Consider the following 20,252-nt stretch of genomic DNA (forward strand, 5'->3'; position numbering starts at 1 on the left):
CTGACGAGACGAGGTGATGCACTGAGGCATAGGATTCCAGGTTGCACAGTGCCATGACATCGACCGAATTGTCTGTACAGACGCGTGACAGATCGTTGCGCAGCAGGTCGACAATCATGACGTTCTCGGCGCGATCCTTTTCGGACGCAAGGAGCACTTTGGCGCGGCGCCGATCTTCCTCGCCGTCGGCGGAACGCGCGATTGTCCCCTTGATGGGGCGTGTTTCGACCTGCTGTCCGTCAAGTTTCAGAAATCGTTCCGGAGAGCTCGATGCGATCGTTAGCTTTCCGTAGCGCAAGAGCGCTCCAAACGGGGCCGGGTTCGATGAGCGGAGCTGGCAATAGAAGGTCAGTGGATCGAATAGCGGCGCCACCCTGGCACTGAAACGTTGCGCGATGTTCGCCTGAAATATATGCCCGGCCAGAATCAACTCCATGACGCGTTGGACCGCCGACATGAAGCCTTCGCGGCTAAAGTTCGAATGCCACGGGCCCGCCCTGCTAGGGGTTGTGAGTCGAGGTAACCCTGGCCTGGCAAGCAGTGCTGCAAACTCATCAGCGCGACGACGCGCACGCTCGTTTCGTCGAGCGGGCTCCTGCTCCGGCCATCCCGTAGAGACGATCCAGCACCTCTGGTCGCGCTGATCGAAACTGACCACCACGTCATCGAAATGTAGAATTGATTGAGGTAAGCGGAGGCCGGGAAGGGACGGGGCCGGCAGTCGCTCCAGTGTCCGGTTCATGTCGTAAGCAAGGAGCGGCGGCGCCACCCTGGAACGGCGGGAGATCGGGGCGATGTGCTGCTCGGTATCTGGCGAGAAGGCTTCGCAGGACCACTCATGGATCGCCCGCAACGGCCTCTGCATTCCAGCTTGCCTGTCCATCGGCGACCAATAGGTGCCAAACGGTTCGCAGGTCAAATATGAGTACCGCCCGAGAAGTTCATGCCCTGCCGCGCTATCGAGAAAGGTAAGCTGCGGGCGCTGCGCAAGGCATCGCCTTGACAGGCTCGATCCACTGCAACTCGCGGACGTGCATAGGGCTATCGGTTACCGATGATCGGCAGGCCGTAAAGCCGGCTCTGATCGTTGTCCTGGCGCGAACAAGCGCAATTTCCGTCCGACACGTACAAAGCCTCGAGGCTGATCATCATCATGCTTAGCTGCGACTAGCTCGTCGGGGGCGTCGATCAACTTGGCTCAACCCCGACGTTCCAGCGAAATAGACATCTGCTGACAGTTCGTAGTCAGCGGCAAACCGCAGTTCCGAAGTGGCCGGACGCACCGGATCGCTTCTTGATACAAATCGTGCGTTTTGTACGCAGCGAGATCCATCTCGCTGTCGAACTCACCGTACACCACGACGTCGACTTCATTGCCGAGTTGATCGCTCTTGCGGTTGCGCGCAATCCCGAGCCGGCGTGCATACGGGATTGCGGTGAGAACTGACAGACCTTCGACGATCTGGTCGATACCGGCTTGATCGTTGGCGGTGAAGAAGGCGATGTGACGAATCATGGTGGCCGCAATCGTGACGCTGCAACGTGGCGTTCTTATATCGGCATCAAGCCCAACGCAATGCTGTACGGAAGCTGGCAGCACTCGGCGCGAATTTCTGGAAACCGATCCAGGTTGGCCTCGAAGCAGGACCGACGCTGTGCGTGTCGCCCGCCTTTGCCGTCTTCCATCCGGTCGCATCGTGCCCGAGCGTTATCGCCTGCAAGCGGGCGACCCCATATTCGCCGGAGATTGACGAGGTTCGCATCGACCCGGAACCGCCCGACGTCACGGCGACCAACATGGGCATCTCTAGAATCCATTTGTGCGCCGGTCCATCTTGGCCCCGGGGGCGCGTCGCAAGTCTCGCGCGGCTCATGCCAGCGTAAGGCGCCGACAAACCTTGGTATAGGTTTGGCAACCCATTCTATATCGCGCGCTTGCCTTTGTAGAGTTGAGTCACTCGTCTAGTTGTTTGTACTTTCGACGTCGCCGCTGGATCATTCGATAGTGGCGCGGAAGCCGTTAGTGCCGACTGATCCGCTTGCTGCAAGGCGTTGCTTGAGGCGTGAGGATGAAGCGGAATGGAAATGCGTGAGCCCGCTTCCGTATTCTGAGTCGGACCTCGGGCCGATTGCGCACAGAATGACATGGGTCTTTATCCTGAAGAGGTGTGTCCATACTTGCGATCAGCGATCAAAAGGGCAAAGATTCAACCAAGGAATGGTGATGAAGAAGTGGAGGATCGGATCCTCTGCCTAGGAACTAGCCGTTAGAGCAGCCGATTCCGCTTCCTTCTCGGGTCTTTGCCACTGTCAGCCGCGCTGATGACCGTAACTGGAGCGCGACTTGCCAGTGCCAGCGAATTTGCGTCACCCTCCTGAATGCGAGAGCCTCGATGGCATTTGCCGATCTTTTCCTCAAACGTCCCGTGTTATCAGTCGTCATCAGTCTGCTGATCCTATTGATCGGCCTTCGCGCGGCCGCCGTTCTGCCGATCCGGCAGTATCCGAAGCTGTCAAACACGGTCGTCAATATCACAACCTCCTACCCGGGTGCCTCCGCCGACATGATCCAGGGGTTCATCACGGCCCCCCTGGAGCAGGCAGTGGCGTCCGCCGAGGGCGTCGACTACATCACGTCCTCATCGGTGCTCGGTAGCTCGACGATCCAGGTCTACATCAAGCTCAATTTTGATCCCAACGAGGCGCTTACCGAAGTGCTCTCCAAGGTCAACTCGGTCAAGTCTCAAATTCCGAAGGAATCAAACGATCCGGTCGTCACCAAGTCAGCCGGTCAGACCACGGCTGTCATGTATATCGCTTTCTCCAGCGAGGAACTGACGGCCAGCGCGATCTCCGACTATCTTTCACGCGTGGTGCAGCCGGTTATGTCGACTGTAGAGGGGGTCGCAGCGGCGGACATCCTGGGCGGCCAGAGTTTTGCGATGCGGCTATGGCTCGATCCTGTGAAAATGACGGGGCATGGCGTGTCGCCGGCGGACGCTTCGGCTGCAATTGCCGCCAACAACTTCCAGGCCGCGGCCGGTCAGGTCAAGGGCTATCTCACCATCTCCGACATCACGGCCAACACTGATCTGCGCGGTGTCGATGACTTCAAGCGCATGATCGTCAAGGCCAATGACGGCGGATTTGTGCGCATGGAGGACATTGCGACGGTCGAGCTTGCCGCGCAGACCGCAGACGCCAGCGTCTCCATGAACGGCGAGCACGCGGTCTTCATCGGCGTGCAGGCGAGCCCTCAAGGCAATCCACTGAACATCGTACGAGGCGTACGGACGCTATTTCCAGACATGGAGCGCAACTTGCCGCCTTCGCTGAAGATGAAAGTGGCCTACGACTCCACGAAGTTCATTCAATCATCGATCGATGAGGTGGAGAAGACGCTGGTCGAGGCCGTCTTGATCGTGGTGGTCGTGATCTTCCTGTTCCTGGCTTCGTTTCGGTCGGTCATCATTCCCGTAGTTACCATTCCGCTGTCGCTTGTTGGCGTCTGCAGCATGATGCTGGCGCTGGGGTTTTCATTCAATCTTCTGACCCTTCTCGCGATGGTGCTTGCGATTGGTCTCGTGGTCGACGATGCAATCGTCGTCGTGGAGAATATTCATCGCCATCTGGAACAAGGCGCGCCGCCCGCGCTGGCCGCGACCCAGGGGGCGCGCGAAATCGTCGGTCCCGTCGTCTCCATGACGATCACGCTGGCCGCCGTGTACGCGCCAATCGGCTTTATCGGCGGCCTCACTGGCGCGCTGTTCCGCGAATTTGCGTTCACGCTGGCGGGCTCGGTCATCGTTTCGGGCGCAATTGCGTTGACGCTGTCGCCGATGATGTGTTCGGTCTTCCTGAAGAACTCTGAGGAGGGGCGGTTTGCAAGGGTTGTGAACCGCGCGTTCGGCGCCACGACCCGCTGGTACGGCCGCAACCTCGACCGCTCGCTCGACTATGGTCCGATTACCGGGCTGTTTGCGCTGACCATGCTGGGCCTTGCGGGCTTTCTCTACATGCATACGTCCAAGGAACTTGCACCTGAGGAGGATCAGGGCATCATATTCGCGCTGACTAAAGCGCCGAAATACGCCAATATCGATTACTTCGATTATTACGGCGCCAAGCTCGACAAAGCGTTCCAGAAGTTTCCCGAGACCGATTTGCGCTTCGTGCTCAACGGCAGCAGCGGGCCGCAGGGCGGCATGGCCGGCATGTTGCTAAAGCCTTGGGACGAGCGTAAGAGATCATCGATCGCGCTCAAGTGGTCCGTTCAGGCCGAGCTGTCCAAAATCGAAGGCATCAACGCATTTGCGTTTGGTTTGCCGCCTCTTCCGGGCGGTTCGGGCGGCCTGCCGGTGCAAATGGTGATCAGTTCGACCCTAGGTTTCCAGTCCGTCTATGAGCAGATGTCGAAGCTGAAGGATGCCGCTCGCAAGAGCGGTCTGTTCGCGGTCAGTGACTCTGACCTTGAGTTCAATCAGCCCGTGGTGCAAATCAAGGTGGATCGATCCAAGGCAAGCGATCTCGGCATCACCATGGAGAACGTCGGTGGCGCGCTTGCGACCCTGCTCGGCGGCAACTACGTGAACCGCTTCAACTTGCAGGGGCGCTCCTACCAGGTGATCCCGCAACTGGCGCGCGAAAACCGCCTGACGCCGGAATCACTTGGAAGCTATTATGTGAAGACTGCGAGAGGCTCGATGCTGCCGCTGTCGACCGTGGTTTCCATCGAGACTGCGACCGATCCGAACACGCTCACCCACTACAACCAGCTCAACTCCGCGACCTTCCAGGCTGTACCGATGCCTGGTGTCACGATCGGTCAGGCTGTGGACTACCTGGACGAGGAGGCAAAGATGCTGCCCGCAGGCTTTAGCCACGACTTCCTTGCCGACGCTCGCCAATATGTGCGCGAGGGTAATCAACTCGCCATCACCTTTGCGTTTGCACTCATCATCATTTTTCTGGTGCTTGCGGCGCAGTTCGAAAGCCTGCGCGATCCCCTCATCGTCATGATCAGCGTTCCGATGGCGGTCGTCGGGGCCTTGATCCCGCTATTCTTTGGCTTGTCGACGATGAACATCTACACTCAGGTTGGGCTGTTGACACTGGTCGGGCTGATTTCCAAGCACGGTATCTTAATGGTTGAGTTTGCCAATGAGCTGCAGCTCAAGGAGAGGCTCGACCGCCGCTCGGCTATCGAGATGGCGGCGCGCGTTCGACTTCGTCCGATCTTGATGACCACGGCGGCGATGGTCACTGGTCTCTTACCTTTGTTGACCGCAACGGGCGCTGGCGCCGCGAGCCGCTTCTCGATTGGGCTCGTGCTCGTCGCGGGCATGTCCATCGGAACGTTGTTCACGCTCTTCGTGCTACCGGCGCTCTATGTCGCGATTGCGTCCGATCACCGCGCCGGTGCGAATGCTGTCCACGTCAAGAACACCGCTGAGTTGGAACACGCCGGGGCTGTTGATGCCCACTTGGCCAAGTGATGACGCTCACAATCAATTGAGCTTCGCCGAATTGGTGCTAAAGCAGGGGACGCTGATCGCCGACCGCGGTGACTTGATCGCGCTGGTTGGCTACAATTGGTGGCGCGGTCCGCGTCATTCTCTGCTCCGACAGGCTCGGTATTGTTGCCGACCGATCAGAAAGGGGCGGTAGCTATTGGCCTCTGCCAGGGTGAATTGCCGGACATCCACGGCAGCGCAACTCGCATGCTTGCCTGTCTGGGAGAATTCATGCACTCCCGATGACGAACAGTGGTGGTGCCGCCTTGTTTCATTGGCTCTGGAAGGGAATGATTTGCTCGGGCTTGTCTTGCCGGCAGAACAGACGAGCGCTGGTTTGCTGCAGTCTGCGTCCCGTAGGCGAGCGGGTCGGAACTGGCTGGGCGTCTGAAGCCTATCTCATTAACATAGCTATGGATTCGATACTGGTCGGGCACAGGCAGCCTATTCTGGCTAGCAAGGGGGCCTCTAGAGCAGATTCTGATCAGACACGGTCATAACCGGCTGCGGCGAAGAAGTTCAGGCACTCTTGGGCGGTGAAGGCGGTCAGGGCGGTGGCAATAGCGTTGTCCAAAGCCTCGATTGATCTGGCGGCGGCCTTTCGAAGTGCGGCTTTGAGCTTGGCGAAGGCCATTTCGATCGGATTGAGGTCGGGCGAATAAGGCGGCAAATAGAGGAGCTGGGCGCCCAGCGGCATCGATTGCGATGCCGACCTCGGCGCGCTTGTGTGCTGCGAGATTGTCCATCACCACGATGTCGCCGGGCCTGAGTGTCGGCACGAGGACTTGCGTCACGTAAGCCTCGAACGCCAGACCATCCATGGGACCGTCAAGGACCATCGGCGCAGTCATGCCGGTCGCTCTGAGCGCGCCGACGAAGGTCGTCGTCTTCCAATGACCATGCGGGAGCGCTGCGACACAGCGCTGGCCGTACGGCGAGCGGCCATAGCGCCGCGCCATCTTGGTCGAGGCTCCCGTCTCGTCGATAAACACCAACCGATGGATGCCGATCTCAGGCTGAGATGCCTTCCACGCCGCGCGTTCAGCGGCCACGTCCGGCCGATCCTGCTCGCTGGCGTGCGATGTTTTTTTTGAACGTGATGTTGCGGCGATCGAAGAATCGCCAGACCACGCTCGGCACGAAACGCTCGCCGTGGACTTTGAGGAGATGGTCAGCGATCTCGGCCAGCGTCATGTCAGGCGTAGCCTTGACCAGGGAGAGGATCTCCGCAGCATGACCCTCGATCCGAGCTGAACGTCTGTCTCCGCCCTGCGCTCCCGCCTCACAAGCGCCGGTGCTGCGCCATTCGTTGACCAGTTCGATCGCTGTCGATGGCGCTACGCCGAACCGGCCGGCGGCGCCCCGACAGCTCATGCCTTCCTCTTCCACAGCCCGAATAATGCGAAGGCGAAGGTCCGGCGAGAGCGGCTTAGCCATGGGGGCTGGCCTCCATCACCAGCCCTCAGGGTGAATCACGATTTGCCTCACAAGGGAATCTGGAGGGTTCTGTGAGGTCGCGCTCACGCGAGGGCGCGGCAGGCGCTTATGACGCGACCTCATTGAAGCCGGATTGAACGAAGGCGCGGGAGGCTATTCGCGGTTTTGCAGCTATGGGGATTGTTCGAGATCGCCATGCCCGATCTGCTGGCTCGGCGCGTGAGGCAGAGACACAGGAGTGCGCATCCTGGAAGAGTTGAGATCAGACGCGCTTCGCCTGAGATCGCGATAGGCCTTTTGCTGCATCGGACGGTTGTTGTCGCGCAGTGTGACAGCACGGATTCGACATCGTCCGCGATGATCGAGACGCTGGGAGCGAAATGACGAATGATGATCGTCGTGCACGACATGACTTGGCTCACGATGTGTCGCATCGGAACGGTGATGTTCGAGGGCTGGGGCGTCTGAAGCTATGTCGAAAGCGCTCAATGATGCGCATGACGCCACCACAATCGGGACAGGCAGGAACCTCGGCCCGGGTTTGAGCCTCCGAATCCACAGGCGACGGCTGGCCATCGTTTGGGGCTGTTCGCTCATGATCGAGAAGTTCGCGGCAAAGGGCGAGCTTGGCAGCGCGATGGCGGTTGGCCATGAAGCCGAAGTGGCGGATGCGGTGGAAGCCGTCAGGCAGCGTATGAAGCAGGAAACGGCGAATGAACTCATCGGGCTTGAGATTCATGATCTTTGTCGCGCTGTTTTGGCGATAGTCCTTCCATGAGAAGGCGACATGATCGTCGTCGAGTGCGACGAGCCGGCTGTTGGCGATCGCGACGCGATGGGTGTAGCGGCCGAGATAGGCCAGGACCTGTGCGGGTCCGCCGAAGGGCCGCTTGGCGTAAACAACCCAGTTGATGCGTCGCATGGCGTCGAGGTGGGCCGCAAAGGCAGCCGGCTCGGCCAGAGCTCCGAGATCGCCGAAGAAACGCAAGGCACCGGAGTTGAAGGCTGCCGACAGACGTTTGAGAAAAAGTGTGCGAAATAGTCTGGACAACGGTTTGACGGCCAGGAAGAAGTTCGGTCGGCAAGCGGTCCAGCGCGCGCCATCGGGCGAGAGGCCGCCACCCGGAACGACGCAATGGACGTGGGGATGATGCATCAGCGTCTGTCCCCAGGTGTGGAGGACGGCGACGCCGCCGATCGCACCGCCGAGCCGGCGTGGATTGGCGGCGAGCGTCGTCATCGCCTCGGCGGCAGCCTTGAACAGGATGGCATAGACGACGGCCTTGTTCTGGAAAGCGATCGCGGCGATCGGTGCGGGAAGTGTAAAGACGACGTGGAAATAGGGAACCGGAAGCAGGTCGGCTTGACGCGCGGCGAGCCACGCGGCTCGGGCTCTCCCCTGACACTTCGGACAGTGCCGATTGCGGCAGGAATTATAGGCAACGCGTGTCGTGCCGCAGTCGTCGCAAGCCTGCATGTGGCCGCCGAGCGCCTCGGTCCGGCACGCAACGATCGCGCTCATCACGCGCCGCTCGACCCGCCCCAGATGACCGGCATGTACACGGCGATAGGCGTCGCCATGCCGGCACAGAATATCGGCAATCTCGATGGCGGGCCTGTTGGAGCGGATGTCGGAGCGGGTCATGACCCGCATCCCGCTGCGGGTCATCCAGGTGGCGTCACCTCCAGCGACAGGCGATCGAGCGGGCTCTGCGTCGCTCGGATCGTATCGGTGGCGACCTGCGTGTAGCGCGCTGTCGACGACAAATTATTGTGCCCGAGCAAGACCTGGATGATCCGGATATCGGTTCCGTTCTCGAGAAGATGTGTCGCGAAGCTGTGGCGCAGCGTGTGCAGCGTGACGCGCTTGGTCAGGCCCGCAGCCTTCACCGCCGACCGGCAGGCGGCATGCAGCACGGTCTGATCGATCGGATGATCTTCGTCACGACCAGGGAACAGATAAAGCCGCGGCCGGGCGAGCCGCCAGTAGGTGCGCAGGATGCCCAGCAGCTGGGGCGACAGCATCACGTTGCGATCCTTCGCGCCCTTGCCGTGGCGCACCTGGATGACGCCGCGGGCGCTGTCGATGTCTTCGATCCGCAGTCCCGCAACCTCCGAGGCCCTGAGCCCGGCCGCATAGGCGGTGGTGAGCGCGGCGCGGCTCTTCAGGCTCGATACCGCTTCAAGAAACTGAACCACTTCGTCGGCGCTGAGAACGACCGGCAGCTTGCGCGGTTCTCGCGCATAGGGAATGCGCTCTGGGATGAGCGCCTCGCCGAGCGTGACGCCGTAGAAAAACCGTAGCGCACAGACGATCTGGTTCAGCGCCGGCCATGAGATGCCGGTCGAGACCAAATGCACCTGGAAGGCGCGGACGTCTTCCAGCTCTAACCGGTCAGGCGATCGGCCAAAATAGCGGCTGAACTTCGAAACCGCGCTGATGTAGGATCTTTGCGTCGCCGGCGACAGATTGCGGACGGTCATGTCTTCGATCATGCGGCGGCGAAGAGGGCTCAAATCGGCCATCTCGATACTCCTGTCTGAGGGGGTGGGCTCCAACACCCACATCCTCTCAGCCAGGAGGCGATCTATGCCACCTTGCCCCCTACGCCGCGGCAGCGGCTTAGTTCAATCCCTAGAGTCCACACCACCTAGTCTTACTGCGTCATAAGCGTAGGCGACGATTGACGTTTTGCTGTCGGCGTCGACAACACGGGCATCGTTGCAAGGTCTTGATGATTGCGTCGGCCAGCCGCCTGCGCATGGTTGCGATCGAATTTGGAATGTGACGCTCAGGCCGCAATGGCGGATCCTCTGGGTCTGTAACCGTCGGGAACGGCAAGTTGCGAGAAGAGAGCGGTGCAGCGAGGTGCTGAGGGGGGAATCGTCTCTCGTTCGGAGATCAGGAATCCGTAGGCTGCGATGCAGAGCGTTGCGTGATGATGGAGGCCGCGCCAGCCGCGCCCCTCAAAGTGCCCGAGCCCGACCTCCTGCTTCAGCTCCTGATAATCGCGTCGATGCGCCAGCGCAGTTTGGCCAGATCGACAAGACGGGCGAAGCCAATATTCTCCGGCAGAGTTGAGAGCCAGTATTTTGTCGGCTCCTGTTCTCCCTTCGGCCATTCGATCAACAGCCATTCTTCCGGCCAAGGTTCGCTGCGGTTGAAGTCGCGATGGGCAATGCGAATGCGCAGCCGCGCAAAACGCGACTTGAGGAGCACATTGCTTCCCTCGCGCCAAGTGATCGTCCGCCACGCCTTGGCCGGAAGGCTAAGGCAAAATCCTTGACCTTGACCGGTTGGTGCTTGGCATCACGGCGTAGCTGTTTGGTCGGCCGGCCGCGGCCCCGGACGTAAGGTTTGGGCGGCAAAGGCCCGGTGCCGGGCGCCCACACGGTGGTGTTCGACAGGATGCCAGCGACGTAGGGCAGCCCCAGCGCCGTGACGGCTGTGCGCAGATCGATGTGCGCGCCATAGCCCGCATCCATCAGCACGACGCGCGCGGCAAGCCCGCCGCACAGGCCGCGCGGATCTGATCGAGCGCGATCTCCGGCTTGGTCTGAAAGCCGATCTTCTCGGGCACGCCTGCCTTCTGGCGGCGGGCAGTGTCAGAGGCCCAGCTCTCCGGCAAATACAAGCGATAGGCCACCGGCAGGCTCGCATGAGCATTGGCCAGCGACAGCGACACCGCGACCTGGCAATTGTCCTGCTTGCCGAGCTGGCCGCAATACTGCCGGGCCACGCCCACCGAAAGCGTGCCCTTCTTGGGAAAGCCCGTGTCGTCGATGATCCAGGCCTCGATCGGCCCATGCCGCTCGATCGCCGGCAGAACCATCTGGCGAACTTTGGCCAGCACCCGCTCGTCCGACCAGCGCCCCTCACCGACAAAATGCAACAGAGACCGGTGCTGCGCCGCCGTTCGCTCTGGTGCCGTCACCGCAGCCATCGGCTCCACGCTCTTGCGCTCGCACGGCAGCATCAGGCCTTGACGGTAATCCCGCAATGGCTTGGCCCGGTCGGCGTGACCGATTGAAATGGACCCGCGGAGCGGGGCCGCTTGAGCCGGTTTGTTAGTTGGAAACTGACCGCTCCTGATTACTTCCTATCACGCCGCCAGAGACACTGTCTGCTGCTGTTGCTGTGGGCATGTGGTCAACGCGTCAGCGTTGTCCACCATTCCACAGCCTTCGCGGCCTGCATCCGTTCGCGCCAGACCGCCATCGGCGTGCGATAGCCGAGCGCCTGATGAAGGCGACGATCGTTGTAGAAGGCGATCAGCTCGCGATCCCTGCCTTGGCCTCGCGGCCGTCGGCATAGCCCTTGAGATAGATGTCCTCATGCTTGAGCGACCGCCACAGCCGCTCGATGAAGACGTTGTCCATCCAACGACCGCGGCCATCCATGGAGATCTTGATCCCTGCGCCCGCCAACGCGCCGGTGAAGGCCGCGCTGGTGAACTGGCTGCCTTGGTCGGTATTGAAAATCTCCGGCCTGCCGTACTTCGCCAGCGCCTCTTCCAGAGCCGCCACGCAGAACGAGACGTCGATCGTGTTCGATAACCGCCACGCCAGAACCGCACGGCTCGCCCAGTCGATGATGGCGACGAGATAAAGAAAAGCCACGGCCGATGGGCAGATACGTGATGTCGGCGGCCCACACCTGGTTCGGCCGGTCGATCGTCATGTTGCGCAGCAGATAAGGATAGATCTTGTGGCCCGGCGCCGGCTTCGTCGTGTTCGGCTTCGGTCCCAGCGCCGCGATGCCCATCTTGCGCATCAACCGCTGCACGCGCTTGCGATTGACCTGAAGCCCCTCAGCCTTCAGCATTGCGGTCATTCGCCGCGAGCCCAGGAACGGCCAGGCGATGAACAGCTCGTCGATCCGCCGCATCAGGGCAAGGTCGTTGTCGTTGGCCGGCCGGGGCGGCCGGTAGACCCCGGAGCGCGCGATGCCAAGCAACAGGCATTGCCAACGGATCGACAGCGCCTTGTCGGCGCGATCGAGCATTCCTCGACGGTCCGGCGTGCTCATCTTCCGGACCTCCGCGCTAAAAAATCGCGCTCGGCCGTCAGTTGTCCAATCTTGGCGTGCAGCTTCTCGATCTCGCGTTCGCGCGTTTCCTCGCTCTCGCGCCCGACACCCGCATCAAAGGCCCGCGCCGCCTGGTCCAGCAGTTGCTTCTTCCAGGCATAGATCTGGTTCGGGTGAACCTCATAGCGCTGGGCCAGATCGGCCACCGTCGCCTGCTCCCGCACGGCTTCCAGCGCAATCTTTGCCTTCAGTGCCGCGTCGATCTTGCGTCTCGTCTTCGTCGTCATCATGCCCTCCGTCTATCAAACGGAGCGGCCCTTTTCCAACTTAACCTCTGGTCCCAAAATCGGGGTCCATTTCAGCGAACCGACTTTTGATTGCAGGCGTGCTTTGCCATCGAGCTTCGAGCGTGTGCGCACGCAGATGCGTGAGCGGAGCGCGACCGCTATTGGTTACAGAGGCCGCACGCCTTTGCGGCCATAACCTGACGGCAGCGTCGCAATATGAAAGGAAGGCTATAATCCTAGGACGACATTGATGAATCCAATCCACCCACAGAGGCGCGTCGCCATCGCTGATGCCTTTGACTCCACTTTTCGGGGCTCAATTCTGGCGCATCACGCTTGTCATTTGCTCATTTGCGGCCAGCTGAGCTGCGGCTCGCCATGACCGGATATCACCGCCTGATGCCTGCGGCGGCCGGCGCGATGTCGGCCGTTTTCAAGGTGCCATCAACAATGCAAGCTCCCATTACGTTTGATCGCACGAAGATCTTATTCTGCAGGGAACAATCTCGACAAAGCATGCAGTTTCGCGCAACTACCACGTGGTGGAGCAAAGAGCCGGGCCAATCGCCTGACACTTCCGCGCACGCGCAGCCAGCTGAACGCAGCATGCACGCATGGCGGCCCTTCTGTGTGAAAGCAGGCCTTCTGTTCGGTGGCTGCCAATGTTGTCGCAAACTCGCCATCGCGCAGGACCACAACGACTGCCCGCGCCCGATGGCTGCACCGGTTTCCTTTATTCATTTTTGCGGGCGATTGCCGCGATCAGTGCAAGGCTTGAATCGGGCTGCACGAAGCAGGCATCTTTATTGCAGGCGTTACGATGGGCTTCGTCGTGACATGCTACATCCACATCTGGGGAATCGGCGCGCGACCCGGCCGCCTCAAGATAGACGGCTTGTAGGTTAGATGGAGAGCAACGCGCGCAACCTGGCTGGCCGAAGCCTTCGGCCAGATCGCGACCGAGATGGATCGGGGATGGCCAGTCAATTCGCTCCGGAGCATCGAAAGCCGATTCTCGTTGCGCCGGACGAAAGCCTGACCGGCAGCGTCGTGTTGGGCGCAACGATCGGCAATATTCTCGAATTTTACGACTTCGGGACCTATACCTTTTTCGCAATCCAGATAGGTCAGGCGTTCTTCCCGGCGAGCGACCCGTTTGCCAGCCTCATGCTGTCGCTCGGGACGTTTGGCGCGGGTTTTGTAACCAGACCGATAGGGGCCATCGTGCTCGGCTCGTACTCGGATCGGGTCGGGCGCCGGCCCGCGATGACTGCCAGCTTTGCCATGATGAGCGCCGCGATCCTCGCGTTAGCTGTTACGCCATCGTACGAGACGATAGGAATTGGCGCTCCGTTGCTGGCCATTTTCGCACGTTTGGTGCAGGGCTTCGCTCTGGGAGGTGAGGTCGGTCCGACTACTGCCTATTTGATGGAAGCGGCCCCGGCCGAAGCCCGCGGTCTTGCTGTCTCGTTTCAGCCTGCCAGCCAACAGATAGCTGCAACCGCCGGAGCGCTGGTTGGAGAAATGCTCTCCCTCGCGATGACAAGTGAGGCACTGGACGCGTACGGTTGGCGGATCGCGTTCTTGCTCGGCGCCGGCACGCTGCCGTTGGGACTTTGGCTGCGGAGCGCCCTGCCGGAGACATTACACCGCCCGGAGGCTTCGGCTCCCGTCGTCGAGAGTGCGAAGAGATTGCGTGCCGTCCGCCGTATGATGAGCTTGGGACTCGTCATTTTGGCCAGTTGCACAATTTTTACCTACATCACGGAATATATGACCACCTATGCGCTGAATACCTTGCAAGTTTCTGCGCCTCTCGCCTTCGCCACCACGCTCGTCAGCAATGCAGTAGGAATTGGCGCCGCACTGCTGGGCGGTTGGCTCGCGGATCGTGCAGGACGCCGGCACATCATGATATGGCCGCAGGTCACCGCGCTGCTGATGACCTATCCGGTATTCTGGTGGATCGTAGAGAGCCGCAGTGCCATCGCACTTCTCGGAGGCCTCGGCGCGCTCACCTTCATCGGAACGGTCCCGTATAGCGCCTTCTATGTGAGCATGGCCGAAGGTTTGCCCAAGAACATCCGCGGCGGCGCCTTCGCGACGATTTACGCTTTTGCGATAGCGATCTTCGGTGGCACAGCTCAACCCATCGTCACCTGGTTGATCCACGTTACCGGGAACGCACTGGCTCCCGCCTGGTACATGCTTGTCGCTAGCGCGGCCGGATTCTGTGCCATGCTGATGATGCCCGAGACGGCACCGCCGAGAATTCAGAGCGCTGCGCATAAGCGAAGCCCGTCGTAGCGCTGGACAACGTGATCACGGGTCCCTTCCGCTCATATCGCGCTCCCCGTCAAATCTTTGGGGAAGAAAGTAGATCGGCCCGAGAGATAGGAATTGTCTTGATGAACCATTCGATTTTTGCAGGAGGGGCCGGTGTTGGGGCCGCGCCTTCTTGTTGGGGTCGGGTAGGCTTTCGAGTTTTTCGCTTTTTCCTACTGGATGGTCATCGGCATTGGAACAAGCGATGGGCAATCCGCGTGATGATCGCTGCAACACGGCGGGTTTCTTGCTGCGCAGCGCTAGAGCATTTTCTGACCTGGCGGAATCGGAAGGGATTGAACTAAGCCGCTGCCGCGGCGTAGGGGGCAAGGTGGCATAGATCGCCTCCTGGCTGAGAGGATGTGGGTGTTGGAGCCCACCCCCTCAGACAGGAGTATCGAGATGGCCGATTTGAGCCCTCTTCGCCGCCGCATGATCGAAGACATGACCGTCCGCAATCTGTCGCCGGCGACGCAAAGATCCTACATCAGCGCGGTTTCGAAGTTCAGCCGCTATTTTGGCCGATCGCCTGACCGGTTAGAGCTGGAAGACGTCCGCGCCTTCCAGGTGCATTTGGTCTCGACCGGCATCTCATGGCCGGCGCTGAACCAGATCGTCTGTGCGCTACGGTTTTTCTACGGCGTCACGCTCGGCGAGGCGCTCATCCCAGAGCGCATTCCCTATGCGCGAGAACCGCGCAAGCTGCCGGTCGTTCTCAGCGCCGACGAAGTGGTTCAGTTTCTTGAAGCGGTATCGAGCCTGAAGAGCCGCGCCGCGCTCACCACCGCCTATGCGGCCGGGCTCAGGGCCTCGGAGGTTGCGGGACTGCGGATCGAAGACATCGACAGCGCCCGCGGCGTCATCCAGGTGCGCCACGGCAAGGGCGCGAAGGATCGCAACGTGATGCTGTCGCCCCAGCTGCTGGGCATCCTGCGCACCTACTGGCGGCTCGCCCGGCCGCGGCTTTATCTGTTCCCTGGTCGTGACGAAGATCATCCGATCGATCAGACCGTGCTGCATGCCGCCTGCCGGTCGGCGGTGAAGGCTGCGGGCCTGACCAAGCAGCGTCACGCTGCACACGCTGCGCCACAGCTTCGCGACACATCTTCTCGAGAACGGAACCGATATCCGGATCATCCAGGTCTTGCTCGGGCACAATAATTTGTCGTCGACAGCGCGCTACACGCAGGTCGCCACCGATACGATCCGAGCGACGCAGAGCCCGCTCGATCGCCTGTCGCTGGAGGTGACGCCACCTGGATGACCCGCAGCGGGATGCGGGTCATGACCCGCTCCGACATCCGCTCCAACAGGCCCGCCATCGAGATTGCCGATATTCTGTGCCGGCATGGCGACGCCTATCGCCGTGTACATGCCGGTCATCTGGGGCGGGTCGAGCGGCGCGTGATGAGCGCGATCGTTGCGTGCCGGACCGAGGCGCTCGGCGGCCACATGCAGGCTTGCGACGACTGCGGCACGACACGCGTTGCCTATAATTCCTGCCGCAATCGGCACTGTCCGAAGTGTCAGGGGAGAGCCCGAGCCGCGTGGCTCGCCGCGCGTCAAGCCGACCTGCTTCCGGTTCCCTATTTCCACGTCGTCTTTACACTTCCCGCACCGATCGCCGCGATCGCTTTCCAGAACAAGGCCGTCGTCTATGCCATCCTGTTCAAGGCTGCCGCCGAGGCGATGACGACGCTCGCCGCCAATCCACGCCGGCTCGGCGGTGCGATCGGCGGCGTCGCCGTCCTCCACACCTGGGGACAGACGCTGATGCATCATCCCCACGTCCATTGCGTCGTTCCGGGTGGCGGCCTCTCGCCCGATGGCGCGCGCTGGACCGCTTGCCGACCGAACTTCTTCCTGGCCGTCAAACCGTTGTCCAGACTATTTCGCACACTTTTTCTCAAACGTCTGTCGGCAGCCTTCAACTCCGGTGCCTTGCGTTTCTTCGGCGATCTCGGAGCTCTGGCCGAGCCGGCTGCCTTTGCGGCCCACCTCGACGCCATGCGACGCATCAACTGGGTTGTTTACGCCAAGCGGCCCTTCGGCGGACCCGCACAGGTCCTGGCCTATCTCGGCCGCTACACCCATCGCGTCGCGATCGCCAACAGCCGGCTCGTCGCACTCGACGACGATCATGTCGCCTTCTCATGGAAGGACTATCGCCAAAACAGCGCGACAAAGATCATGAATCTCAAGCCCGATGAGTTCATTCGCCGTTTCCTGCTTCATACGCTGCCTGACGGCTTCCACCGCATCCGCCACTTCGGCTTCATGGCCAACCGCCATCGCGCTGCCAAGCTCGCCCTTTGCCGCGAACTTCTCGATCATGAGCGAACAGCCCCAAACGATGGCCAGCCGTCGCCTGTGGATTCGGAGGCTCAAACCCGGGCCGAGGTTCCTGCCTGTCCCGATTGTGGTGGCGTCATGCGCATCATTGAGCGCTTTCGACATAGCTTCAGACGCCCCAGCCCTCGAACATCACCGTTCCGATGCGACACATCGTGAGCCAAGTCATGTCGTGCACGACGATCATCATTCGTCATTTCGCTCCCAGCGTCTCGATCATCGCGGACGATGTCGAATCCGTGCTGTCACACTGCGCGACAACAACCGTCCGATGCAGCAAAAGGCCTATCGCGATCTCAGGCGAAGCGCGTCTGATCTCAACTCTTCCAGGATGCGCACTCCTGTGTCTCTGCCTCACGCGCCGAGCCAGCAGATCGGGCATGGCGATCTCGAACAATCCCCATAGCTGCAAAACCGCGAATAGCCTCCCGCGCCTTCGTTCAATCCGGCTTCAACGAGGTCGCGTCATAAGCGCCTGCCGCGCCCTCGCGTGAGCGCGACCTCACAGAACCCTCCAGATTCCCTTTTAGGCGCAAATCAGATTCAAGGCTGCTTTTGGGGAGGCAGTCTTGGGTGTGATGGACCGTTTGGCATTGAGCGACGCTGCTTGGGAACTGGCGCCGCTGATTATAGGTCGCCCCGACCAGAAGGGCTCCGCTGGGCGCGACAATGCGTAGTAGTCCAGGACAGTTGAGCCGGCCTTGACGAGCTGATCGATCAAGTCTTGCGCCTCAGACGAGTTCCGACATTGCATAGCCGCATTGCGGCAAGCATCAAGTTCCTTAAGCAGGCTATCCATTCGCTCTGCTGCATTGACATCGTCGCCACTCGAGGAAATGGGGACTGCGCCACCCGAAGTTCGCGGTTGGCCGGCGAGCGGCGCCGTTCTATCTTGAGGCCCGGAGCGCATACGCTCGACGACGGAGTCGAACGATTGGCCACCTTCCCCTGGGGCGAGATCGTACTGCGAGCGCGAACCGCTCGATCTCCACGTGCTGTCCGCTCCTGTAGGCCCAACGGGCGATTTATCTGGTCGGCCAATGCCGGTCATATTCCATCTCCGATCAGTGAGAATGTGCAGCCTACTAGATGGGCCGCCTGGCTGACGAAAAGCGTTCTCTCGGATTCACAAGGAAATCCAAATCGACAGGTGCGGGATAGTCAACCGCATCATGACCGCGGCCGCCATAACGATATGCTTGCAGCCCGCGCCGGCATCCGCCGTGACGGCAATCCTTGAGAACCGGCAGCTATGCAGGCGCCTTTATCTGCGGAAGGCCACAACATTCCCCGCCGCGGGTACATGGAAACCTCTCGCGCTGCGATCGCTATTCACCGCTGACGCAACTCTGACCATTCAACAGAGATGGTAACTTTCGATAGGATAAGCTTCCGCCCACGCGCATCAAGTGTGGAACTTTGGAAAGCTGTTGCCTGCCATCAAAGCCGGCGGGAAGATCAAAGCCATCATCGATGATATGAAGCGGCTCGAGGCCAGACAAGCGAAGTCGAGGGAGAACCTCGCGAACGCGGCAGAGCCGCCGCCTCTCCTACATCCGATATGACGGATATCAGCGTCAGTGCCTAGGTGCGGCAGGCCACAGCATGCGAGTTGACATAGCTGCTTTCCTGGCAGCTCGTCAGCTTCTGGACAGCCGACTCTCCTACCATAGCAATCGGGTCTCTCGCCGAAGGAACTGCTGACGCTGAGCTATCCATTGGGCGGACCTGCAAGAGACCATGTTCCCAAAGGCAACAAGGAGAGCAGCATGGACTTCAACCGAATCGGCGGTGCCGGGCCGTCAAGGTCCCCAGAGGAGTATGCCTGGAATCAAGAGGATGAAGATTACCTTCGTCAGTTCCTGGATGAAGCAAGGACGAACGAGGCGGGGCCATCATCGGCTGCCCCTGAGGAAACATATGATGTCTCATGGGCGGTTCCCGAGAGATTTTCCCATGGTTCTCAACCCGCCCCGCAACGAATGATCGAGAGACTGTCCCACCACGGTCTTTTGCCGGACGCGGACCAGCCGACGATGTCCTACGAGATCCGGGGTCACCGCTATACGGCCACGCAGGACCCGACCAGCGGCACTCGTCTCATCCACAATCCTCCGGAGGACCAGAGGATGGGCGAGGGGCCGCAGGGCGTACCGGATTTCGGAGCATTCTTCCGGGAGACCTGCCGTCGCAACGTCCCGCTGCCGGAGCAGTGGGCCCCGCTGGCCCTGATCGAGAAGCTGCGCGAGGCGGGTTACATGCCTACCCCTAACCACCCAACAACCATCGCGCTCGACGGCAAGCTGCACAAAGCCGAATTAATCGAAGGAGGGTTCGTCAGACTTACGCGGCAAGGGTGAGATTGCAGACGATGACTGAACCAGCCCGTGGCTAGCGTCCTGCCTGTTACATGGTCGCCAGAGCTAAGCAACCGGGTTAGAGCGGCAATTCTTGTTGCAGGCTGCTTTGAGAATGCGAGGGTCTGAGGCTTTGAGCCTCAGAACCTCGCAATTCCGCTTTCCAAACGCCCTTCGCGGATGAAGCATGTCTCCCTATCCACGTCCGAGGAGGGATGCGCCGAAGATGTACCCAACGATGGGATCAGGCGATCTGTTCTGGGCCAGGCTGGACCGGATCAGCAAAGCGCGAATTGGTTCTGCTCGCCGGCCAGATCGATGGGATTGGATCGACAGCGAGTCGTGCCGCTTATCGCGAGAATGTTGGCCGGATTTCGCGACGCACTTCATGATCGGGCTGCTGTTGCTCAAGCGCACTTGCGGGCTCTCCCGGCAACGGCGGAACAGCTTTTTTAGTCGATCCGGAGCCCACCCGCGCGAGCAAATATGGAGGCGCCAATAGCCGACACGGCGGCGTCCAGTGGGCGATCGTCTTTATGCGCAGCGAAGCCCAGCGGTAAGCGGCAAACTGAGGCCGTTCAGGCGGCGTGGTTCCATGGCATAAGTGTCTCATCCTGTTTTGCCAGCCGTTGGTAATGTGCTTGAAGCGTAAGGGTAACCCACCCACTCCACCAGACGAGGTCTCTTTCAGTCTCTTTGCCGCTTACAGTCTCTCAGATCGGACTGAATTGTTGTGGTGAGGGAAAACGACCCGAGATATATCGATTGAGAGACCTTTGGCTGCCGCATAAGCCCCGCTCTTTGGGAATGACACGCAAGTCTGCTCCTGCAGAGGAGCGGAGCCAACGATCATGCGCCAGTCCCAACTAGATGCAGAACGTCCGTTAAAACATATTTTCTTTCTCGCGTTCGAATTGAGCAAAACCTATCTTGCGCAACGTTTTCAAAGTTG

Annotated in this window: 7 protein-coding genes and 6 pseudogenes; 6 read left to right on the forward strand and 7 right to left on the reverse strand. The window is 60.5% G+C overall.

From position 1 onward, the window contains the following. Positions 1 to 43 precede the first annotated feature (43 nt). Together HU230_RS43915 and HU230_RS39790 are read right to left on the reverse strand one after the other, a co-directional pair. A pseudogene (locus HU230_RS43915) lies at positions 44 to 1,045 on the reverse strand (chorismate-binding protein); the annotation flags it as partial. A 153-nt stretch (positions 1,046 to 1,198) separates the two neighbouring features. Then, on the reverse strand, positions 1,199 to 1,516 hold the full coding sequence (locus HU230_RS39790; protein WP_321576400.1) for a Dabb family protein: 318 nt from the start codon (positions 1,514 to 1,516) through the stop codon (positions 1,199 to 1,201). An 877-nt stretch (positions 1,517 to 2,393) separates the two neighbouring features. Here HU230_RS39790 and HU230_RS39795 point away from each other — a divergent pair. Next, entirely contained in the window at positions 2,394 to 5,495 is a 3,102-nt protein-coding gene (locus HU230_RS39795) for an efflux RND transporter permease subunit (RefSeq protein ID WP_176533567.1), read from the forward strand. Positions 5,496 to 5,997: 502 nt separating this feature from the next. On the opposite strand, the pseudogene HU230_RS43750 reads toward HU230_RS39795, so the two are convergent. From HU230_RS43750 to HU230_RS39825, 5 genes and pseudogenes are all read right to left on the reverse strand, one after another. Next, positions 5,998 to 6,950, reverse strand: a pseudogene (locus HU230_RS43750) (IS630 family transposase). A 418-nt stretch (positions 6,951 to 7,368) separates the two neighbouring features. Continuing rightward, a complete protein-coding gene (locus HU230_RS39810) occupies positions 7,369 to 8,595 on the reverse strand; it encodes an IS91 family transposase (RefSeq protein WP_176528572.1) in 1,227 nt (408 codons plus the stop codon). A gap of 20 nt (positions 8,596 to 8,615) precedes the next feature. Next, positions 8,616 to 9,476, reverse strand: coding sequence for a tyrosine-type recombinase/integrase (locus HU230_RS39815; RefSeq protein WP_029085027.1), 861 nt, complete (start codon positions 9,474 to 9,476; stop codon positions 8,616 to 8,618). A 266-nt stretch (positions 9,477 to 9,742) separates the two neighbouring features. Next, a pseudogene (locus HU230_RS39820) lies at positions 9,743 to 10,984 on the reverse strand (IS701 family transposase). A 116-nt stretch (positions 10,985 to 11,100) separates the two neighbouring features. Then, positions 11,101 to 12,266: pseudogene (locus HU230_RS39825) on the reverse strand (IS3 family transposase). Positions 12,267 to 13,241: 975 nt separating this feature from the next. Here HU230_RS39825 and HU230_RS39830 point away from each other — a divergent pair. From HU230_RS39830 to HU230_RS39850, 5 genes and pseudogenes are all read left to right on the forward strand, one after another. After that, entirely contained in the window at positions 13,242 to 14,573 is a 1,332-nt protein-coding gene (locus HU230_RS39830) for an MFS transporter (RefSeq protein WP_173643934.1), read from the forward strand. Between the two features lie 420 nt (positions 14,574 to 14,993). Continuing rightward, a pseudogene (locus HU230_RS39835) lies at positions 14,994 to 15,855 on the forward strand (tyrosine-type recombinase/integrase). Positions 15,856 to 15,875: 20 nt separating this feature from the next. After that, entirely contained in the window at positions 15,876 to 17,102 is a 1,227-nt protein-coding gene (locus HU230_RS39840) for an IS91 family transposase (RefSeq protein ID WP_176528572.1), read from the forward strand. A 419-nt stretch (positions 17,103 to 17,521) separates the two neighbouring features. Beyond that, positions 17,522 to 17,614 (forward strand): annotated as a pseudogene (locus HU230_RS39845) (IS5/IS1182 family transposase); the annotation flags it as partial. A 1,098-nt stretch (positions 17,615 to 18,712) separates the two neighbouring features. Next, positions 18,713 to 19,303 carry a hypothetical protein gene (locus tag HU230_RS39850; protein ID WP_166071931.1) on the forward strand — a complete coding sequence of 197 codons (591 nt, stop codon included), beginning with the start codon at positions 18,713 to 18,715 and terminating at the stop codon, positions 19,301 to 19,303. The last annotated feature ends 949 nt before the right edge of the window (positions 19,304 to 20,252 follow it).

Origin of the sequence: Bradyrhizobium quebecense (genome assembly GCF_013373795.3) — a bacterium.
GTDB lineage: Bacteria > Pseudomonadota > Alphaproteobacteria > Rhizobiales > Xanthobacteraceae > Bradyrhizobium > Bradyrhizobium quebecense.